Origin of the sequence: Streptomyces deccanensis (assembly GCF_022385335.1) — a bacterium.
Taxonomy (GTDB): domain Bacteria; phylum Actinomycetota; class Actinomycetes; order Streptomycetales; family Streptomycetaceae; genus Streptomyces; species Streptomyces deccanensis.
Genome location: NZ_CP092431.1, coordinates 8,381,754 through 8,397,500, shown reverse-complemented (window position 1 = coordinate 8,397,500; position 15,747 = coordinate 8,381,754). Strand labels below are relative to the sequence as shown.

Annotated in this window: 12 protein-coding genes; 8 read left to right on the top strand and 4 right to left on the bottom strand. The window is 72.6% G+C overall.

The features are described 5' to 3' along the window. Positions 1–30: 30 nt before the first annotated feature. Positions 31–1,680, bottom strand: a complete 1,650-nt coding sequence (locus L3078_RS37110; RefSeq protein WP_239758362.1) for an IucA/IucC family protein — start codon at positions 1,678–1,680, stop codon at positions 31–33. A 255-nt stretch (positions 1,681–1,935) separates the two neighbouring features. Here L3078_RS37110 and L3078_RS37105 point away from each other — a divergent pair, with 255 nt between their 5' ends. The 3 genes from L3078_RS37105 to L3078_RS37095 all read left to right on the top strand — a co-directional run bounded on the left by L3078_RS37105 (position 1,936) and on the right by L3078_RS37095 (position 5,670). Then, on the top strand, positions 1,936–3,480 hold the full coding sequence (locus L3078_RS37105; RefSeq protein WP_239760617.1) for an IucA/IucC family protein: 1,545 nt from the start codon (positions 1,936–1,938) through the stop codon (positions 3,478–3,480). Positions 3,481–3,586: 106 nt separating this feature from the next. Then, complete coding sequence (locus L3078_RS37100; RefSeq protein WP_239758361.1) at positions 3,587–4,855, top strand: VWA domain-containing protein; 1,269 nt, start codon at positions 3,587–3,589, stop codon at positions 4,853–4,855. Continuing rightward, positions 4,855–5,670 carry a hypothetical protein gene (locus L3078_RS37095; protein ID WP_239758359.1) on the top strand — a complete coding sequence of 272 codons (816 nt, stop codon included), beginning with the start codon at positions 4,855–4,857 and terminating at the stop codon, positions 5,668–5,670. Before L3078_RS37100 ends, L3078_RS37095 begins: the two co-directional genes overlap by 1 nt. A gap of 277 nt (positions 5,671–5,947) precedes the next feature. On the opposite strand, the gene L3078_RS37090 is transcribed toward L3078_RS37095, so the two are convergent. After that, positions 5,948–6,580 carry a winged helix-turn-helix transcriptional regulator gene (locus L3078_RS37090; RefSeq protein WP_239758357.1) on the bottom strand — a complete coding sequence of 211 codons (633 nt, stop codon included), beginning with the start codon at positions 6,578–6,580 and terminating at the stop codon, positions 5,948–5,950. An 85-nt stretch (positions 6,581–6,665) separates the two neighbouring features. On the opposite strand from L3078_RS37090, the gene L3078_RS37085 reads away from it, so the two are divergent. The 4 genes from L3078_RS37085 (at position 6,666) to L3078_RS37070 (ending at position 9,944) form a co-directional block, all read left to right on the top strand. Further along, positions 6,666–7,874, top strand: coding sequence for a pyridoxal phosphate-dependent aminotransferase (locus L3078_RS37085; RefSeq protein WP_239758355.1), 1,209 nt, complete (start codon positions 6,666–6,668; stop codon positions 7,872–7,874). A 166-nt stretch (positions 7,875–8,040) separates the two neighbouring features. After that, on the top strand, positions 8,041–8,574 hold the full coding sequence (locus L3078_RS37080) for an HAD domain-containing protein (RefSeq protein WP_239758354.1): 534 nt from the start codon (positions 8,041–8,043) through the stop codon (positions 8,572–8,574). 43 nt (positions 8,575–8,617) lie between these two features. Beyond that, on the top strand, positions 8,618–9,217 hold the full coding sequence (locus L3078_RS37075; RefSeq protein ID WP_239758352.1) for a histidine phosphatase family protein: 600 nt from the start codon (positions 8,618–8,620) through the stop codon (positions 9,215–9,217). Between the two features lie 70 nt (positions 9,218–9,287). Beyond that, a complete protein-coding gene (locus L3078_RS37070) occupies positions 9,288–9,944 on the top strand; it encodes a hypothetical protein (RefSeq protein WP_239758351.1) in 657 nt (218 codons plus the stop codon). Between the two features lie 78 nt (positions 9,945–10,022). Here L3078_RS37070 and L3078_RS37065 read toward each other — a convergent pair whose 3' ends face one another. After that, the gene (locus L3078_RS37065; protein ID WP_239758349.1) at positions 10,023–11,711 is read right to left on the bottom strand and encodes a peroxidase family protein; all 1,689 of its coding nucleotides are present in this window, start codon (positions 11,709–11,711) and stop codon (positions 10,023–10,025) included. A 307-nt stretch (positions 11,712–12,018) separates the two neighbouring features. Between L3078_RS37065 and L3078_RS37060 the strand changes: the two genes are divergently transcribed. Further along, complete coding sequence (locus L3078_RS37060) at positions 12,019–14,217, top strand: alpha-N-acetylglucosaminidase (protein ID WP_239758347.1); 2,199 nt, start codon at positions 12,019–12,021, stop codon at positions 14,215–14,217. A 132-nt stretch (positions 14,218–14,349) separates the two neighbouring features. Here the strand turns inward: L3078_RS37060 and L3078_RS37055 are convergent, their stop codons facing one another. Next, positions 14,350–15,729, bottom strand: a complete 1,380-nt coding sequence (locus L3078_RS37055; protein WP_239758345.1) for an 8-oxoguanine deaminase — start codon at positions 15,727–15,729, stop codon at positions 14,350–14,352. Positions 15,730–15,747: the final 18 nt, after the last annotated feature.

The following is a 15,747-nucleotide window of genomic DNA, read 5'->3' as shown; positions in this document are numbered from 1 at the left end:
GGACCACAAGCTCAGCGAACCGCGCCCGCGTCATCCGCCGGAACGGCGGAAGGGGTTGGGCAGGGGGAGGTAGCGGGCGGCCGCGCCGTCCGCTCCGGTCCATCTGAGCAGCAGGTTCGTCTTGCCCGGCAGCGTGGGTGAGTCGAGCAGGTCGGTGACCTCCGGTACGTCGGCGTGGCGTTGCAGCTCGCGTCGGACGGCGGGCCAGGGGTCGACCGTCGGGTGGTGTTCGGTCAGGGCCGCCGCGACCTCCAGGAGGTTGTTGACGAACAGGCAGTAGACCAGCCGTTCCCAGCCGGCCGCGCGCGTGACGTCCGGCAGGAGCTTGACGCCCTCGGCGTCGCGGTAGACCGCCCGGACGGGGGTGCCGGCGGCGTCGCAGGCGACGACGGTGTTCTGCAGGTGGGCCTCCAGCACCACGCCGTGGTCGTGGAAGGCTGCGAGGGCCGGGGGGACGACCGCGCGCAGGTACGCCTCCCACCAGGCCTCGGGGTCGGTGGCGTGGGCCGTCGGGTTGTCCGGGAAGGCCTCGGCGCTCTCGGTGAGGGCGGCGGCGAGGAAGGGTGTCGTGCCGGGTGGCACATGGCCGCCCAGACCGTCCCGCACCAGGACCGCCAGCTCCTCGAACGCGAACGCGGCCGTGCGGTAGCCGCGGTCGCTCAGCCAGGCCCCCGATGACGCCCCCGATGACCCGGCGAAGGCCTCCGTGACCGCCCGGTCGGTGCGGCGCAGCTTGAGCAGGTCGTGCCGCCACAGCCGACGGATGTCGTTGGTGATCCGCACGTCGAGGCTGAACTTCAGGAAGAGGTCGGGGGTGGCGGCGTCTCCGGGGGCGGGGGCGCCGCCGGCCACCGGCTTCGTCCCGGACGAGGCGGCGTCATGGGCGTTTCCGGTCACCGGCTCGGCTTCGGCCGCTGCCGCGCGCCCGCCCTCGGGGACGTACACCGTGCGGATCGCCGCCGTCGGCCACACCGTGCCCTCCGTCCGGCCCAGCCGTACGAGGCGGCCGTCCGCGAACGCCTCGGTCAACTCGCCTTGCAGGAGGTCGAGTTGCCAGGGGTGGGCCGGAAGGAGGCGATAACCGGGCGGGGCCGAGCCCAGCGAGTCGAGGGCGGTGGTGTCGCCCTCCTCGACCACCGTGTCCTCGCGGACCCCGAGGAGGACCAACGGGAACCGGACGTACGCCTCCGGCGCGTACGGCAACCAGGCGGCGACCGGGCCGCCGCCGCGGGCCTTGGGGGCGGGGTGGTACGGATGGCCGGTGATCAGTGACTGCTCGGAGCGCCGGTACGGGTCCTCGGGCACCGGGGTGCGGGCGCGCTCGGCGAGGAGGGCGGCCACGGCCTCGCGGCTGTCCAGCATCTCGGCGGGCAGTTCGGAGTTGGCCAGGCCGGTCAGGGCGCGCAGTTCCTCGGCGACGAGTTTGACCAGGTCGGTGTGGGTGAGGGCGTGCCAGACGCCCGCCGTGCGCACTTCGGGGTGGGTGGGACGGCGGGTGCCGCGCACCCGAAGGAGGCGGCCGCTGCCCTTGAGGCGGTGCACCCCGTCCGCCTCCGCGTCCGGCGACTCGACCGGCTCTCCCGCCTCCCGCAGAAGACAGTTGAGCAGCGGTGCGGCGGCGTGGGCGTCGGCGGCGGCGCCGATGCTGTCGCGGGGCGGGTTGGCGTCCACGGGGTCCATTCGTTCCTTACGGTGCACTCGTGATCAGTATGTCTGCCCCTCACGCCTCGTCGCGAAGCAGCCATGAGGCGTCCCGCCGCGAGGCCCACATGCGTCACGGCGGAGGCGGACGGGCAGTGGTCGTACGCCGACGTTCGCACCGACATCCCTGCCGTCACCCGTACCCGCCCGACAGCGCACCCGCACCCGCCCCCGCACCGCCCCTGCCCCGCACCCGTCCCGCACCCGAGGAGCCCCTCCGTGGCCCGTCACCCCTTGACCGACGCCGATGCCGACCCGGACCCCGGCTCCGACGCCGGCTCCGACGCCGAGGCCGCGCTCGGCGCCGAGTTGGGCGCCGTACGCCCTGATCTGACGCTGCCGTACACGGCCGCGCTGCCCGGCGCCCGGGCGGCCGTGCTGTCCCGGCTGTGGCGGGGCCTCGTCCACGAACCGTTGCCCTGGGTGGTCCGGCGGGACATGGCCGGAGGGGACGGGGTCACGCTCCACCTCGCCGACGGCCGCCGGCTGCACGGCCCGGCCGTGGATCCGTACGGCACCACCGCGCAGGTCGAGGAGGTGTGGTTCGACGAGCGGTCCCACCGTCGCCCGGCGCGGCTGATGACCGCCCTGGCCGTGCCGCACAGCGCCGCCTTCGCCGCCGAACTCGACCACAGCGTGGCCTCGTTGGCGCTGTCCCGCGCCAACCAGGGGCTGTCCGACGCCTCGTTGGTCGACGACTCCGCAAGGACGGGCTGGGAGTGGGAGCAGGCGATCGTCGACGGGCATCCCTTCCACCCCAACTGCCGTTCTCGGCCCGGTTTCTCGGCGGGCGACCAGCTCGCCTACGGGCCGGAGCACCGGCAGGTGGTACGGCTGGGGCTGGCGCCCGTCGAGGACGCGCTGGTCGTCGGGGAGTGGCCGAAGGAGCTGCGGGACGGGGGTCGGGTGCTGGTCCCGGTGCATCCGTGGCAGGCGGCCCATGTGCTCAAGTGCCCCCTGGGGGAGGTGATCGAGGCGCATCCGCTGATGTCCCTGCGCACGCTCGCCCTCGCGGACGGCGGGCCGCACGTCAAGACGGCGCTGAGCGCCCGGCTGACCTCCTCCGTGCGGGACATCTCCGTCTACTCGATCGAGACCTCGGCGACCGTGTCGGACTTCATGGCCGAGGTCGCGGCCCGCACCGACGGCCTGCTGCACGTGACCCGGACGCTCGGCGCGGTCACCGCCGGTTCGCCGGATCTCGCGGCGGTGTTGCGCGAGTCACCGGACACGTACGCGGACACGGCTGCCGGTGAACGGGTCCTGCCGGTGGCCGCGTTGGCCACGACCGAGCTGCCGCGGACGCCGTCCTGGCTGGCGGACTTCACCCGTCTCGCACTCACGGTCTCCCTCCGGCTGCTCGATCTGGGCGTGGCCCTGGAGGCGCACGGTCAGAACCTCCTGGTGGTCCTGTCACCGTCGGGTGCCCCCCGCCGCCTCGTCTACCGCGACCTCGCGGACATCCGGGTCAGCCCGGCGCGCCTCGCCCGGCACGGCATCGCGGCCCCGGCGATGTCCGGCCGCATCATCACGGACGACGAACGCACCCTGCGCCGCAAGCTGTTCGGCGCCCTGATCACGGGCACGCTCGGCGCGACGGCCGGTTCGACGCCCGTCCTGCGCGAGGCGCTCGCCACCGCCGTACGGGATATGCCGCGCACCGCCGATCTGGGCACGTTGCTGGAGGGGCCGGTACCGACGAAGGCGTTGACGCTGATGCGACTTTCGCCGGAGCGACCCGGCGACATCTGGGCGGAGGTGCCGAGCCCGCTGCGGTGAGCGGTGTCGACGGAGGGACCGGGCCGCCCAGGTCGGTCCGGTGAACGGCCCGTCAACAGCGGGTCTCGTTTTGAAGCGCGGCCCTCCGGATCAATAGGATCCGCCGATGATCACAAGACAACGGCTGGCAGCAGGGGTGTTCGCCCTGCTCGCCGCCCTGACGGCCGGGATCGCGGTCCCGTCCACGGCCGTCGCCGACGAGACCACGGCCACCGCGCCCAAGGTCAACCTCCTGCTGGACGTGAGCGGTTCGATGCGGGCGAAGGACATCGACGGCCAGTCCCGCATGGCCGCGGCGAAGCAGGCGTTCAACGAGGTGCTGGACGCCACGCCCGAGGAGGTTCAGCTCGGCATCCGCACGCTGGGCGCCAACTACCCGGGCGACGACCGGAAGACGGGCTGCAAGGACACCGCGCAGCTCTACCCGGTGGGGCCGCTGGACCGCACCGAGGCGAAGACGGCGGTGGCGACGCTCGCGCCGACCGGCTGGACCCCGATCGGCCCCGCGCTGCTGAAGGCGGCGGACGACCTGGAGGGCGGCGAGGGCACCAAGCGCATCGTGCTGATCAGCGACGGCGAGGACACGTGCGCCCCGCTCGACCCGTGCGAGGTGGCCCGCGAGATCGCGGCGAAGGGCATCGGCCTGACCATCGACACGCTCGGCCTGGTCCCCAACGCCAAGATGCGGCTGCAGCTGAGCTGTATCGCCGAGGCGACCGGCGGCACGTACACCTCGATCGAGCACCGCGACGAACTCACCGACCGGGTCAACCAGTTGGTCGACCGGGCCGCCGACCCCGTGGTCGTGCCGAAGGCCGTGGAGGGCGCCGAGGCGTGCGCGCAGGCGCCGACGCTCACGTCCGGTCTCTACACGGACCGCGAGGAGTTCGGCAAGGAGCGCTGGTACCGCGTGGACGTGAAGCCGGGCCAGGAGCTGCGGGCCTCGGTGAGCGTCGCGGCGGACCGTGACGTCAACCCGGACTACGGGGTCCTGCTGCGCGCGGTGACCACCAAGAACCGCGAGATCGTACGCGGCGAGGCGGCCGGCACGGGCCGTACCGATGTCATCTCCACGGGTCTGCGCCACCCGAAGCCGGAGGCCGAGGACGAGGAGGACGAGGACACCGCCGAGACGGTCTGCCTCCAGGTGACCCACTCCTACTCGCCCGCGAGCGGTGTGAAGACCACGCCCGGACTGCCGCTGGAGATCACCGTCGACGTCGTGGACGGTCCCGACCAGGCCGCCGACGTGGCCTCCTTCGGCCTCGGCCGTGGCTGGTGGCTGCTCGGAGTGCTGGTGCTCGTCGGGTTCCTGGCGGGTGTGCTGTGGGGCTGGCTGTCACGCTGGCGGGTCGCGGTCTGGAGGACCAACTGATGCGGATCACACGTGTGTTGAGCGCGGCTCTGCTGGCGCTGGGCCTGGCGGTCTCCCCGGCCGTCGCGGACTCCACGCCCTCCGCGAGCCCCTCGGACGGCGGTGACGCGCCCACCGAGGCGGGCACCTCCTTCCGTACGGCCACGGAGTTCGAGCAGGGGCAGACCGCGACGGCGAGCGCCTCGACCGGGGACTACCTGTACTGGTCGTTCCCGGCCGACGCGGGGCAGCGGCCCAACGTGCGGGCGAGCGTGAAGCTGCCCGAGGGGGCCGCGTCCTCCTCGACCTGGCAGATCGACGTGTACGACGGGCTGCGGCGCCGCCAGGCCTGCCAGTACGGCGCGCAGACGCGGACCGCCGGGGCGGGGGCCGGCACCGTGGAGCTGTCGTGCACCCTGCGTACGGTCCGCGCCTGGTCGGAGGAGTGGGCCGACGACCCCCTGCCGGGCACGTACTACCTCCGGCTGACCACGACCCGGCTGGCCACGGCGGACCTGGGACTGCCGGTCGGGGCGGAGGTCGAGGTCGACTCCAAGGACGTCGGCGGGTCGGCGGCGGTCGACGGGGCGCTGGCGGAGCCGTTGGTGCCGGGGATCGCCGTCACGTCGGAGCAGGAGGACGAGGAGGACTCCTCGGCCGGGGCCGTCCTCTCCTCCCTCGAACCCGACGACGGGTGGGCCTCCGGCTGGTGGAGCGACCGCTGGGTGTGGACGGCCCTGGGGGCGGCGCTGGCCGCGCTGGCGGGGATCGGCGGGTACACGCTGACGCGCGGGTCGGGCCGACCACGGCACGTCCCACCGCCACCGGGCGCGTAACGGCTGCCGCCACGGGCCGTTGAGCGCCGCTGTCGGGTGCGGGTGCGTGGGGGCTGGTCGCGCAGTTCCCCGCGCCCCTAAAAGCACCAGGCGTCCGAGGCCTGAAAGGCAACGGCCGCCTGCGCCGGAAAGACCACGGCCCCGCGGGCCTGAAAAGCAACCGGACTGCGGGCCTGAAAAGCACGGGGCGCAGCCCCTGCTTTTCAGGGGCGCGGGGAACTGCGCGAGAAGCCCCACGCACCCGCACCCGGCGACGGCGCGCAAACGGCCCCCACCCCTACCCCTCCCGCAACTCCTTGGCCAACGCCCCCTCCCCACGCACCTCCACCCGCCCCACCCGAACCGCCTCCCGCAACCCCAACTCCCCCCGCCCGAGCACACCGCAGGTGTCGGCGTCGAGGGTCAGTCGTACGTCCGCCTCCCCGGGCGCGGGCCCGTCCCCGTACACCGGCCCCTCCTCCGCACCGGCCCACACATGGAACGCCCCCTCCTCCAGCCGGACTTCGACCAGCCCGGCGCCCGCACCGCGCAGCGCCCGCAGCAGCGGCAGCGCGAACCAGTGCGCCCGTACCGCGTCCGTGGCCCGGCGCTCCCCGAGCGCCGACTCCCCCCACGCCCCCAGCGCCTGCAGCACCGGCAGCAACTGGCGCCCCCGGTCGGTGAGTTCGTACACATACGCGGCCCCCGGCGGCGGCAGCCGACGCCGCGTCGACAGACCGTCCCGCTCCATGTCCTTCAGCCGCGACGCCAGCACGTCCGTGCTGACGCCCGGCAGGTCCGCGTGCAGATCCGTGTAGCGGCGCGGCCCGGCCAGCAGTTCGCGCACGATCAGCAGGGTCCAGCGGTCACCGACGAGGTCGAGCGCCCGCGCGGCGGAACAGTACTGGTCGTAGCTTCGGCGAGGTGACATGGGACGCAGTCTAGACATGTCGTTGGACTTTCCAAGCACCTACTTGGTAAAACCAAGCAACACAACAACCGGAGGGCGAGGGCGCATGGAGTTCCGGCAGTCGAGCAAGCTCAGCGAGGTCTGTTACGAGATCCGCGGCCCCGTGATCGAGCACGCCAACGCGTTGGAGGAGGCGGGCCACAGCGTCCTGCGCCTCAACACCGGCAACCCCGCGCTCTTCGGCTTCGAGGCGCCGGAGGAGATCATCCAGGACATGATCCGGATGCTCCCGCAGGCCCACGGCTACACGGACTCGCGCGGCATCCTCTCGGCCCGCCGCGCGGTCGCCCAGCGCTACCAGGAGCGCGGCCTCGACGTCGACGTGGACGACGTCTTCCTCGGCAACGGCGTCTCCGAGCTGGTCTCCATGGCCGTACAGGCGTTGATCGAGGACGGCGACGAGATCCTGATCCCCGCCCCCGACTTCCCCCTCTGGACGGCGGTGACCACCCTCGCCGGCGGCAAGGCGGTCCACTACCTCTGCGACGAACAGGCCGACTGGTACCCGGACCTCGACGACATGGCGTCGAAGATCACCGACCGCACCAGGGCCGTCGTCATCATCAACCCGAACAACCCCACCGGCGCGGTCTACCCCAAGGAGATCATCGAGGGCATCCTCGACCTCGCCCGCCGCCACGGCCTGATGGTCTTCGCCGACGAGATCTACGACCAGATCCTGTACGACGACGCCGTCCACCACTCGGCCGCCGCGCTCGCCCCCGACCTGGTCGTCCTCACCTTCTGCGGGCTCTCCAAGACGTACCGCGTCGCGGGTTTCCGCTCCGGCTGGCTGGTCGTCACCGGCCCCAAGCAGCACGCCCGCAACTACCTGGAGGGCCTGACGATGCTGGCCTCCATGCGGCTGTGCGCCAACGCGCCCGCCCAGTACGCCATCCAGGCCGCGCTCGGGGGCCGCCAGTCGATCACCGACCTCACCACACCGGGCGGCCGCCTGCACGAGCAGCGCAACGTGGTGTGGGAGAAGCTCAACGAGATCCCCGGCGTCTCCTGTGTGAAGCCCAAGGGAGCCCTCTACGCCTTCCCCCGGCTCGACCCCAAGGTCCACCGGATCCACGACGACGAGAAGTTCGTCCTGGACCTCCTCCTCCGCGAGAAGATCCAGGTCGTCCAGGGCACCGGCTTCAACTGGCCGACCCCCGACCACTTCCGCATCCTCACCCTCCCCCACGCCGACGACCTGGACGCGGCGATCAGCCGGATCGGCCGCTTCCTGAGCGGATACCGACAGTAGCCGACTGCCGAATCCGCGGTCGCCGACGGCCGGTACCCACGGTCCTCGACGACCCGTACCGGTGGCCGTCGGCGGCGGTACGGCACCGTCGCGTACGTGGACCGGGGCGTCGGCGTACGCGGGTGTGCGGGCATCGGTGCCCACCCGGCATGGGTAGCCCTTCCCCATGACCGATCGCCCGCTGCTCCTCCTCGACGTAGACGGCCCCCTCAACCCCTTCGGCGCCCGGTGGTGGCGTCCTGACGGCTATGTGACCCACCGGATGCGCCCCGCCAACTGGTCCGCCCGGCAGAAACCGGGCTCCCGGCGGCTGCGCCGGGGCCTGCGCGTCCGCCTCAATCCGGCGCACGGCGAGCGACTCCTCGCGCTGCCCTACGAGTTGGCGTGGGCGACGACCTGGATGCACGAGGCCAACGCGATGATCGGCCCCGTGATCGGGCTGCCCCGCGATCTGCCGGTCATCGAGTTCACCGACCTCTTCACCGAGGACCCCGACGGGCTGTACTGGAAGACCCGGCAGGTCCTGCGGTGGGCGGCGGGACGACCGTTCGTCTGGGTGGACGACATGATCACCGATCTCGACGCACGCCATGTGGCCGAGCACCACGACACCGCCGCGCTGCTGCTGCGCATCGATCCGCGCCGGGGGCTGCGGGAGGCGGAGTTCGCGGAGTTGGAGCGGTGGGCCCGTGCCCTGTGAGAGACGGACGCCGTCGGCCGCCGGGGGCTCGTAGCCTGGGGGCATGGGTGATCTTCTTCTTGTGCGGCACGGTGAGACCGAGTGGTCGTTGTCCGGGCAGCACACCAGTTGGACCGACATCTCACTGACGGACCGGGGCCGCGAGCAGGCACGCGGCCTCGCCCCGCTGCTCGGTTCGCACCGCGTCGGGGCCGTGTTCGTGAGTCCGCTGAAGCGGGCCCGGGAGACGGCCGACCTGGCCGGGCTCAGCGGGGCGCGCGTCGACGCCGACCTCGTCGAGTGGGACTACGGCGGGTACGAGGGCGTCACGACCGTGGAGATCCACCGCACCCGGCCGGACTGGTTCCTGTTCACGGACGGGGTCGCACCGGGACCGCCGGAGCACCCCGGCGAGAGCCCGGAGGAGGTCGGCGCGCGGGCCGACCGCATGCTGGCGAAGGCGCACGCGGCACTGGGGAACAACGAGGGGAGCGTGGTGCTCGTGGCCCACGGGCACTTCCTGCGGGTCCTCACCGCCCGCTATCTCGGACTGCCCGCCTCCGGGGGCGCGCTGTTCCAGCTGGCCACGGGCACGGTCTGCCGACTCGGCACGGAGCACGGGCGGCCGGTCGTCGCGGGGTGGAATGTCAGACCCCCCTCGTAGCCTTCAGAAGGGTCGGACCACAACCGGTTCGGGCGGGGGCCCACGGCCGGGCGAGGTGAGGGAGGGTGCCGTGACACGACCGCCGACCGCCGCGCAGCGGCGGATCATCGACGCCGCCGACCCCGTGACCGGGCGCCTGACGGGCACGGAGTACCAGCTCGCGGCCCTGGTGAAGCGGGGGCTGGCCTTCCGGCATCCGCGCCCGCCGCACGACCACTTCCTCACCCCGGCCGGACACCGCATACGGGAGACGGCACCTGCACCGGTCCCGGAGACGGCCCCCCGCGAGCCGGCCCGGACGGACACCGCTCCCGTCGGTACGGGCGTCTTCGCCGCGCGGGTCGGCGGTGAGGAGGCCGCCGCCACCGGACCGGCTCGGGCACGTGAGGTCCACAGCGCCTGGCAGGGGCTTCTGGAGCTGCGCCGGATGACCAACACCGACGGCGCCACGGACCGCCCCTGCGGCTGGGAGCGCACGCATCTCGTGCAGGCCGCCGCACTGGCACTGGAGGCCGCGGGCCACCGGCCCGCCGGAACGGACCCGGCGGGCGGGGGTTACCGCGTGCGGGCCACGCCCCAGCCCGAGGCCGTCGCCGTGCGGGAGCCCGACGCGGAGGCGCTGCGGGCCTGCGGGGCGACGCTGGTGGAGGCGGGCTGGCAGGTGGGCGAGCACACGGACCCACGCACACGCGAGCGGTATCTGCTGGCCTCACCGAGACGGGCGTAGCCGACCTGGTCCCCGGCGTCGCGGACCATGGGCTCTCGCTCACGGTTCGCGACGCCGGGGCTCACGACTGGTGGCCGCTCATCCCAGCGGGTTCAGCAGCTCCGGGTCGTTCTCGAAGGCGAAGAGCAGCAGGTCCGCCATGGTGAACCTGCCCTTGCGGTGGGACGGGAGGCTCGGGCGCCAGCCAGGGTGCTTCACGATCGACCTCCGGCTGCCCTCCATCGCCCGGTGGAACACCTCCGCGACGAGGGTGCCGCCGACACCGGTGAGGCTGCCGGGGCGTGCTTCGTTCACCTCGGCCTCGCGCAGCACGTAGAACCACAGCGGGGTGTGCTCCACCAGCTGGGCGCGCTCGGTGTCGGAGAGCCCCTCCAGTGCGGCTCCGCCGTTGCCGCGCAGGATCTGGTCCTCCGTCAGCGGCTTGAAACCCATCTGGGCGGCCAGTTGCGGCCCGGTGGCCAGCTCGACCATCGAGGCCCGCACCAGGTTGCGGAACGCGAGGTTGCGCTGGATCGGCGGCGGGGCCGGGCGGCCTCGACCGTCGAAGGTGCCGGTGGGCAGCGTGGACAACGGGTCGACGAGGAGCGTGTCGAGCCGCTTGGCCACGTTGAACTCGGCCTCGGGCACGACCAGGTCGTCACGGCCGATCTCGCCGAAGTCGAACAGCCGACGGAAGTCGACGATCCAGTTGCTCGGCAGCCGCAGGTTCTCCCCGGAGTTCGGGTCGTCGAGGTCGCTCAGGTCGTCCGGGCCCGGTGTGAGGTTGCCGGCCGTGCCGCTGAAGCGGAACAGCAGGCCGAGCGAGGCGATCGGCCCCGGGCCGCCCGCGCGGAACACGCTGTTCCACTGGTAGGCCCCGCGCACCATGCTGTGGCCGAGGCGGTAGGCGGCCACCGAGAACTCGATGGGCATCGTCGGGAAGTCGCCGGGGCGCACGTATCCGGGCCGCTCGAAGTGCTTGCGCCCCCGGGTGAAGACCCGCTCGACGATGTCCGGGTCGACGATGCGCGGCAGGAAGTCGGTGCGCAGCACCCACTGGTAGTGCTTCACGACGATGTCCCGGGCCGCCTGGAACAGCCGGTGCTCGGGCACTCCGCGCTCGGCGAGGAGGTCGACGACACGGTTGTGGAAGCGGATGAACGCCAGGTGGAGCTGGCCGACCGCGAGGTTCTCGTCGTTGCGCGCGTCCGGGATGAGCGGGGCGCGCCTGTCGGCCCGGGTGCCCCCGGCCGCCTCGCCGGCCCTCGGCAGGTCGAAGCCCGCGTGGTCGATGTTGGACGTCGACTCCGGCGGGAAGGGCACGCCGAGCGTGGTACCCATCCGCAGGCGGCCGTCGGACTCGTAGAAGCGGGCACTGCCCGCGTGGCGCGGGCCCATGCCGTAGAGCGAGTCCAGGTCGAGGGCGGGGCTGCGCCCCTGCACCAGGTCCTCGACCGGGACCGGTTCGCCCAGTCCCACCTGGGTGCGGTCCAGGGTCAGGTCGTGGTCGACGAACTGACCGAGATAGGTGAACCCCGCCGGGACCGACGCCCCGGGCTCCCCCGAGTCGGGGTCGGCGCCGCCGGTGCCCGTGGTCATGGCCACGGCCAGCTTGCCGAGCAGTTCCTCGTCGAGCTGGACTCCCTTCTCGCCGAACCGGGAGAAGCGGAAGGCCATCTGCTGCTCGGTCGCGCTCGGTACGCGCGCGACCGCCGCCCCCTTCTCGAACTCCAGGATCCGGCCCTCGTTGACGACGTAGTAGGTCTCGCGATGGTGTCGATGCACCATGGGTGTCCCCGTTCTGTCCCCCGGCTCCGCGCACGGTCACAACCGGACTTACCGGTTCCTGTCCGCCGGTACCGGCCCCCACCGGACGCGAAGCGATCTTTCGGATAAATCCCTGTTTCCCGACAACGCGTCGGAGGCGGGGAGCGGTTCCCGAAGTGGTGCAGGGACCGAGAAATCTACTCATATTGACGTAGGAAGGAGCCGTTCACGTCAGGTTCTCCCCCATGTGGCCGCATGTCCGCGCGCAAGTGGGGTGTCGGCGGGTATTCCTCCCCCTGCGTACCCCCACCGCATCCCCGGAGACACCATGCCGCTCGCTCGCCGTGCCCTGCTCACCGCGCTCGCCGCCGGTTCCGCGGCCGCCTGCACCTCGGCCCGCGCCGTCCACTCGGACGACGCACCCCGCACCGACAAGGCACAACGCACGGCCTCGGTGGCCGCCAGAAGGCTGCTGCCGGACCACTGGCGGCAGATCATCTTCACGGAGGGCAAGGAGAAGGACACCTTCCGCGTATCGGGGAGCACCGGGCGCATCACCGTCGCCGGTGACACTCCGGCGACGCAACTCACCGGCCTGAACTGGTACTTGAGGCATGTCGCGTACGCCGAGATCAACTGGGCGGGCGAGCAGACGAACCTCCTGCCGCGCGAGCTCCCCGGCCTCGACGGGACGGTGAGCCGACGGGCGAACGTCGTGCACCGCTTCGCCCTCAACGACACCAACGACGGCTACACGGGCGCCTACCTGGACTGGCCGTACTGGGAGCGCGAGCTGGACGTGCTGGCGCTGCACGGCTACAACGAGGTCCTCGTCTACGCGGGCGCGGACGCGCTGTACCACCGCGTGTTCCAGGAGTTCGGGTACGGGGAGGAGGAGCTGCGGGCGTGGGTGCCGGGCCCCGCCCACCAGCCGTGGTGGCTGCTGCAGAACCTGTCCGCCTTCCCCTCCCCGGTCTCCCGGCAGCTCCTGGACGCGCGGGCCGTGCTCGGCCGCCGTATCGCCGACCGGGCGCGTGAGCTGGGGATGACACCGGTGTTCCCGGGCTACTTCGGGACCGTCCCGCCGGGCTTCGCGGAGCGGGTCCCGGGGGCGCGGACCGTGCCGCAGGGCGAGTGGATGGGTTTCGCGCGCCCCGACTGGCTGGACCCGCGCGGGGACGAGTTCGCGCGGGTGGCGGCGGCCTTCTACCGGGTCCAGGACGAGCTGTTCGGTCCGTCGACGCTGTACAAGATGGATCTGCTGCACGAGGGCGGCGACCCGGGGGACGTGCCCGTGGCCGACGCGGCGAAGGGCGTCGAGAGGGCGCTCCAGCGGGCTCACGCGGGGGCCACCTGGGTGATCCTCGGCTGGCAGCACAACCCGCCGCGCGCGATCGTCGACGCCGTCGACAAGGAGCGCATGCTCGTCGTCGACGGTCTGTCCGACCGGTTCCCCACCGTCACCGACCGCGAGGCCGACTGGGGCGACACTCCGTACGCCTTCGGTTCGATCTGGAACTTCGGCGGGCACACCGCGCTCGGCGCCAACACCCCGGACTGGGCCGCGCTGTACGAGAAGTGGCGCACCAAGGACGGCAGCAGGCTGCGCGGGATCGCGCTGATGCCGGAGGCGGCGGACAACAACCCGGCCGCCTTCGCGCTCTTCTCCGAACTCGCCTGGCGGGAGGGTGAGTTGGATCTGAAGAGCTGGTTCGCCGAGTGGGCGCACGCCCGGTACGGCGCCCGCGATCCGCATGCCGAGGCGGCCTGGGACGTCCTGCGCCGCACCGCGTACGGCACCACCCGCGCCGACTCCTGGAGCGAGGGCGCGGACGGCCTGTTCGGCGCCCGGCCGGCGCTGAACGTCGTACGGGCCGGCCGCTGGTCGCCGAAGCAACTCCGCTACAGCGCGGCGGACTTCGAGCCCGCGCTGACCGAACTGTTGAAGGTGCGGCCCGAGTTGCGCGTCTCGGCTGCGTACCGCCGTGATCTTCTCGACGTGGCACGCCAGGCCCTCGCCAACCGCAGCCGGGTGATGCTGCCGAAGATCAAGGCGGCGTACGACGCCGGGGACGCGGCGGCGTTCGCGAGGTCGAGCGGGGACTGGCTGTCGCTGATGGACCTGCTGGACGCGTTGGTGGCCACCGACTCCCGTCATCTGCTGGGCCGTTGGGTCGCCCAGGCCCGGTCCTGGGGAGCGGACGCGGCCGAGCGTGACCAGTTGGCGTACGACAACCTGTCGCTGCTGACCGTGTGGGGGACGCGGGAGGGCGCGGACGCGGGGCTGCGGGACTACGCCAACCGGGAGTGGGCGGGGCTGGTCGGCGGACTCTACCGGTTGCGCTGGTCGACGTACTTCGCGGAGCTGAGGACCGCGCTGGCCGCGGGCCGGGCGCCGGCGAAGATCGACTGGTTCGCCCTGGAGGACCGCTGGGCGCGGAACCCGGGGACGCTCGCGACCGAGCCGACCGGGGACACGTACACGGTCGCGACCCAGGTCAGGGACCGGCTCGCGGCACTCTCCTGACGGGTCTCGGCCGTCCTGGGACCGTTCCGGGGCGCGCAACTCTCGTGCGCGCCCCGGAGACGGCCGCCGTGGACCTCGCCGAGGTCCACGGCTCTGGTCGAGGGCCGTCCCCCTCGACCAGAGTTCAGCGGGTCAGGCCTCGGCGGCGATCCGTGCCAGCCGCCGCGCCTCCTCCCTGGTGGAGCGGGCGATCTCGTCCTCGTCGACGTGCAGCAGGCGATCGTTCTCCACGATCTGCCGGCCGTTCACGAACGACGCCGTCACCGGGGCCGCCGCGCCGAGGACCAGGGCGGCCACCGGGTCGGCGATCGACGCGTGCGCGAGGGTGTCCAGCTTCCACAGGACGAGGTCGGCGAGCTTGCCGGGCTCCAGGGAGCCGATCTCCGTTGCCCTGCCCAGGACTTGGGCGCCGCCGAAGGTGCCGAGCCGGAGGGCCTGGCGGGCGGTGAGGGCGGCTTCGCGGTGGGCGCCGAGGCGGTTGACGAGGAGCGCGTTGCGGAGCTCGGTGTGGAGTTCGCCGGACTCGTTGGACGCGGTGCCGTCGACGCCGAGGCCGACCGGGACGCCGGCCGCCAGCATGTCCGAGACGCGGGCGATACCGGCCGCCAGCCGGGCGTTGGAGGAGGGGCAGTGGGCGACACCCGTCCCCGTGCGGGCGAAGGCGTCGATGTCGGAGTCGTTCATGTGGACGCAGTGGGCCATCCACACGTCCTCGCCGAGCCAGCCCGTGGACTCGAAGTAGTCGGTCGGGCCCATGCCGAACAGCTCGTGGCAGAACTTCTCCTCCTCCACCGTCTCCGAGCCGTGAGTGTGCAGCCGCACCCCGAGGCGACGGGCCAACTCGGCTCCCTGGCGCAGCAGTTCGGTGGAGACCGAGAAGGGCGAGCAGGGGGCGACGGCGACCTGGGTCATCGCGCCGAAGGAGGCGTCGTGGTGCCGCTTCACCGTCTCCTCGGTGGCGGCGAGCGCACCCTCCAGGGTCTCGACCGCGAAGTCCGGCGGGAGGCCGCCGTCCTTCTCGCTGCGGTCCATCGAGCCACGGGCGAGCGTGAAACGGACGCCCGTCTCGCGGGCCGCCCGGATGATCGAGCCCGACAGGTCGCCGGAGCCCCGGGGGAAGACGTAGTGGTGGTCCATGGCCGTGGTCACCCCGCCGCGGGCCATCATGGCGAGCGAGCCCTGGGCCGCCGCGTACGTCATGCGCTCGTCGATGCGCGCCCAGGTCGGGTAGAGCGCGACGAGCCAGTCGAAGAGGTTGTGGTCGGTGGCGAGGCCCCGGGTGATCCACTGGTAGAAGTGGTGGTGGGTGTTGACCAGGCCGGGGGTGACCAGGTGGCCGGTGGCGTCGATCCGGCGTACGACGTCCGTCAGGCCCTCGGGGGCGCGGCCCTCGCCGACCGACTCGATGACGTTGTCCGCCACGACCACGTGACCGGACGTGTACTCGGTGTCCCGCGCGTCCACGGTCGCGATCGCCGCGTTCTCGATGACGAGGCGCTGGGTTGCTGCCATGGTTGGTTCGTCCTTCGG

What these genes read in the sequence shown, in the direction of transcription:
- L3078_RS37110 (WP_239758362.1), bottom strand. Translation starts at nt 1,680, where the DNA reads ATGGACCCCGTGGACGCCAACCCGCCCCGCGACAGCATCGGCGCCGCC.
- L3078_RS37100 (WP_239758361.1), top strand. Translation starts at nt 3,587, where the DNA reads ATGATCACAAGACAACGGCTGGCAGCAGGGGTGTTCGCCCTGCTCGCC.
- L3078_RS37095 (WP_239758359.1), top strand. Translation starts at nt 4,855, where the DNA reads ATGCGGATCACACGTGTGTTGAGCGCGGCTCTGCTGGCGCTGGGCCTG.
- L3078_RS37090 (WP_239758357.1), bottom strand. Translation starts at nt 6,580, where the DNA reads ATGTCACCTCGCCGAAGCTACGACCAGTACTGTTCCGCCGCGCGGGCG.
- L3078_RS37085 (WP_239758355.1), top strand. Translation starts at nt 6,666, where the DNA reads ATGGAGTTCCGGCAGTCGAGCAAGCTCAGCGAGGTCTGTTACGAGATC.
- L3078_RS37080 (WP_239758354.1), top strand. Translation starts at nt 8,041, where the DNA reads ATGACCGATCGCCCGCTGCTCCTCCTCGACGTAGACGGCCCCCTCAAC.
- L3078_RS37075 (WP_239758352.1), top strand. Translation starts at nt 8,618, where the DNA reads ATGGGTGATCTTCTTCTTGTGCGGCACGGTGAGACCGAGTGGTCGTTG.
- L3078_RS37065 (WP_239758349.1), bottom strand. Translation starts at nt 11,711, where the DNA reads ATGGTGCATCGACACCATCGCGAGACCTACTACGTCGTCAACGAGGGC.
- L3078_RS37060 (WP_239758347.1), top strand. Translation starts at nt 12,019, where the DNA reads ATGCCGCTCGCTCGCCGTGCCCTGCTCACCGCGCTCGCCGCCGGTTCC.
- L3078_RS37055 (WP_239758345.1), bottom strand. Translation starts at nt 15,729, where the DNA reads ATGGCAGCAACCCAGCGCCTCGTCATCGAGAACGCGGCGATCGCGACC.